The following is a 3,458-nucleotide window of genomic DNA, read 5'->3' on the forward strand; positions in this document are numbered from 1 at the left end:
TCTTATATGGACTCCCCCGTTTCAACAAAAAGAACGATAGATATTCGCGTGCTTATATACGAGCTACTATTGAGGAGCTACCTCTGCTCAATGATAATTTCGGCTGTCAGGGTACAATGCTTGTTAGCGAGCTTTTCCTCTTTCGACTATTCTGTATCACCTAACTTTTATCTTACGCTTCATTTTGTCAAACTGTCAGAGCATAGATGCTCTATACTCCGTATCAGATTTAAGCATAGCAAAAGCGGTACGAACTGTTTTATTTGCCAGCGCTACCGCTGCACATTTTTTACCTCTACGTACTACTAATGCTTGTAGCCACTGTTCTTTCTTTGTTTTAGCATCGCGTTTTACGACTTGCTGAACCACAGACATTGCGCCAGTAATTAATAGGCTGCGCAACGTTGAGTTTTTCCGTTTATCAATATGTCCCAACTTCGCTTTACCACCAGAAGAATGTTGGAGTGGTGTTAAGCCAATACAAGCGGAAACATCTTTTCCCTTTTTAAACTGACCAAGTTCTCCTGATGCCAAAGCAATGTACAAATGAACTGCGTTTAACTTACCGATACCTTCAATCTTCATTAACTTTTGGCATTCTTGGATTGACCTTATCCATTGATCAAGGGAATGATCATAAGTATCAATTGCTTCGCACAAAACCAAATATAAGTCGAGTGACACTTTCAGCATATGCCTAAAATCAGCTGTTAGCTCATTGTCCGCGTCTTCCAAAATCATCTCTATCGATTGAGTAAAGCCTTGATGGTTCCTCGAAACTGGAAGATTAAACTCCCTCATCAATCCTATTAATTGATTTTTTAATGCCGTCCGTTGTTTAACAGCTTGCTCTCGTAATTTCAGCATTGATTGCGCTTGCTGTTGGCTATTCGTCTTACCAGAAACGAAAGTTACTTCAGGTAACTGTGAGGCTTGAATGATCGCTAAAGCGTCATTCTTATCTGTTTTTTGATTCTGACGAACCGCTTTAACCAAACGAGAGGAAATTAACTTCGAAGTGTGGCCTAAAGATGTGGCAATTTGATTCCAATAATTAGAGCTTGCGCAAGCTTCAAACACCACCAGAGAGGGTGACAGATTACTGAGATAAGCGCTGAACTGTTTCGGTGTCATTTCTCGATTAGATTGCACCTTTTTATCTGCGTAAACGCAAACTTGAATAACCTTAGCGGCTAGATCAACGCCAATAATGAGATTTTTCATAATCAGACTCCCGTGTTGCTTCCTATTAAAAGATAGGCGGATTGGGGATGGGGAGTCCAATCATCTTGTTATGTGAATTGTTTCACGCGCCCAAAAGAGGCAGATTCTTACGCTGCTGATAGGTTAAAGCTAACTCTAGACAGGACTTGATGGCCGTTTCTGGTAGCCGTTTCGATAAGGACAGAACTATAGCTCTGTTTCCCTGAAACACCAATTCGTCACCATACAACTCCCGAAATGTATCGACTAGCTTAGTTTGGCAATTAAAGAATAGGTAATAATTATTAGGTGACTTAATCTTCCAGTCCATTCGTAACGGACTGCTAGTTTTTACACTGTAGCTTGGCTCACCCCATTTTAGAGCTTCATCGACTTCACCCAGTTCTAACTCAGATGCGACTTGAAAGACTAAATTTCGCAGCTCCTCTAACCTAGCACGAGCATTATTTGGATACTCATCGAAGCGATCCTTGACTGCCTTGTCCATTGAAATCTCCTATTCACATAACGCCAGCTTAAACCGCAGACAACGCACAAAACAAGCCTCTGCACTGCGCCTTAAACACAATTATTACTGCAAACCAAAAATGCCACGCGTTGTTTGTCGGTTTGAAGCTTTTGTTAGCCCTTAAACCCTTTTGAGGGGGTGGAATGGCTCATCAGGCAACTCAATCGCCATACTATCACCTGCCGACACTCTACCACCAACTTTAACGATCCCCATTACTCCTGCCTTACGGACTAACTTTCCTGAGCTATCTTTACCCAAAACAGCAGACAATAGCCCAGTCTGGTATCCCTCGATTTGTGGGCAAGGGTTACGGAGACCTGTAATCAGTACTTCTGCCCCACTGCTAAACCTAATTACGGTATCTCTTGGCAAACCAAGTAAATCAATACCAGATGTTGTGATGTTTTCCCCAAGTGATGCTGGCTCAACTTTGAAACCTTTAGCCTCAAGCTCAGAGAATAACTCATTGTGAAGAAGGTGAACTTGTCTAAGATTTGGTTGACTGGGATCGACTTTGACTCTCGAACGATGCTTTACAGTTTTTCCCCGATGAGCATCTCCGTCAACTCCTTCCCCCTCAATTAGCAATATTGAATCAACAATTGATTTAGAAAAAGTGTGCTCGGCACATTTACTGACTGAAACTACCTTTGGCATCCTTTCCTCCTGAGGGCTAACGCCGCAAATAAACGGCAAAAATTAGTTGGCTAAACTTGTGAGGAACGAACAAAGCCAACTGGTTTTTGTCCGCTCTTTTAATTTGCATTGTTAGAGAGCACCAAACCACTGTTTCATGATGCTAATGTCATACTTTAAAAGCCAACTGTTAAACTGTTTATAGATTCTAGAAAGCATGAATTTATTGCCACCCACTAGATCCATACCTCTATCGTCGTATGGATGAGCCAAAACACCTAACTCCAAATCAAATATGTAAACGTCAAGCCAATAGGATGGTCTTATCCCTAATTCATTTGCCATTTTACCAAAAAGCAATTTGTGCAATTCTGATTTTGCGACTTTGAAGAATACATAGTTTCGATGCCATTCTTCATCTTCGTCCCATTCACTGTATATGTACCTTGTTTTTGGGAATTTAACTCCCAATTAGTGTAACTCACGAAACTGTGACAAATTTGATAGAAAAGAATCACCGGCAAAAGAGATACAGATCGAAAGCTCATCGTTTTTTTCGAAAACACTTTCGAGAATCTGAGTTGCACGCTCTAAAGCAGTTGTGAACATCGAAATATGAGATTCATACTTAGCGCCTTCCGACAACTCAAACCTTAAACAGTTTTCGTTACTATAGAAAATTGCATGTTGAAAGGAGTTTTTCCCAAATTTTTCGAATGCTTGCTGAATCATCCTTGTGCTCTCTAACGCCGCCGTAAGAGGCAGAAAATGCTTGGCTATAGTTAGCGACGAAGGAGCGCAGGCCAAGCTTTTTGCGTCCTTTCTTGACGGCCTTGTTAGGCTTTCTTAAGCACCGAACATGGTTCGTCTAGCAAATAATTTCGAACCAATAAATTAATTTTATCTTTTAACCATTTGGGACCGAAATCCGAAATATCGTTATGCTTTGATTCAGGAATTTTGACTACGCAAATGTTTGTTTGCTCGGAGGCTGCAGGCAAAACACCTTTATCAGCTGGAAAGTCGCTTGCCCGAATAGATAATACTTTTATATTACTACCTCTAGGCAAAGGAACACGTCTATGAT

4 protein-coding genes and 1 pseudogene are annotated in these 3,458 nt (G+C 41.0%); all 5 read right to left on the reverse strand.

From position 1 onward, the window contains the following. Positions 1-195: 195 nt before the first annotated feature. Complete coding sequence (locus BCT81_RS17995) at positions 196-1,224, reverse strand: IS110 family transposase (RefSeq protein WP_102425345.1); 1,029 nt, start codon at positions 1,222-1,224, stop codon at positions 196-198. 82 nt (positions 1,225-1,306) lie between these two features. Next, on the reverse strand, positions 1,307-1,711 hold the full coding sequence (locus BCT81_RS18000; protein ID WP_102425346.1) for a DUF1801 domain-containing protein: 405 nt from the start codon (positions 1,709-1,711) through the stop codon (positions 1,307-1,309). A gap of 141 nt (positions 1,712-1,852) precedes the next feature. Next, positions 1,853-2,392, reverse strand: coding sequence for a molybdenum cofactor biosysynthesis protein (locus BCT81_RS18010; RefSeq protein ID WP_009602753.1), 540 nt, complete (start codon positions 2,390-2,392; stop codon positions 1,853-1,855). 450 nt (positions 2,393-2,842) lie between these two features. Further along, positions 2,843-3,103 carry a hypothetical protein gene (locus tag BCT81_RS29400; protein WP_198596922.1) on the reverse strand — a complete coding sequence of 87 codons (261 nt, stop codon included), beginning with the start codon at positions 3,101-3,103 and terminating at the stop codon, positions 2,843-2,845. Positions 3,104-3,207: 104 nt separating this feature from the next. Continuing rightward, a pseudogene (locus BCT81_RS29620) lies at positions 3,208-3,458 on the reverse strand (alpha/beta hydrolase); the annotation flags it as partial.

This window comes from Vibrio sp. 10N.261.52.A1 (assembly GCF_002876325.1).
GTDB lineage: Bacteria > Pseudomonadota > Gammaproteobacteria > Enterobacterales > Vibrionaceae > Vibrio > Vibrio chagasii.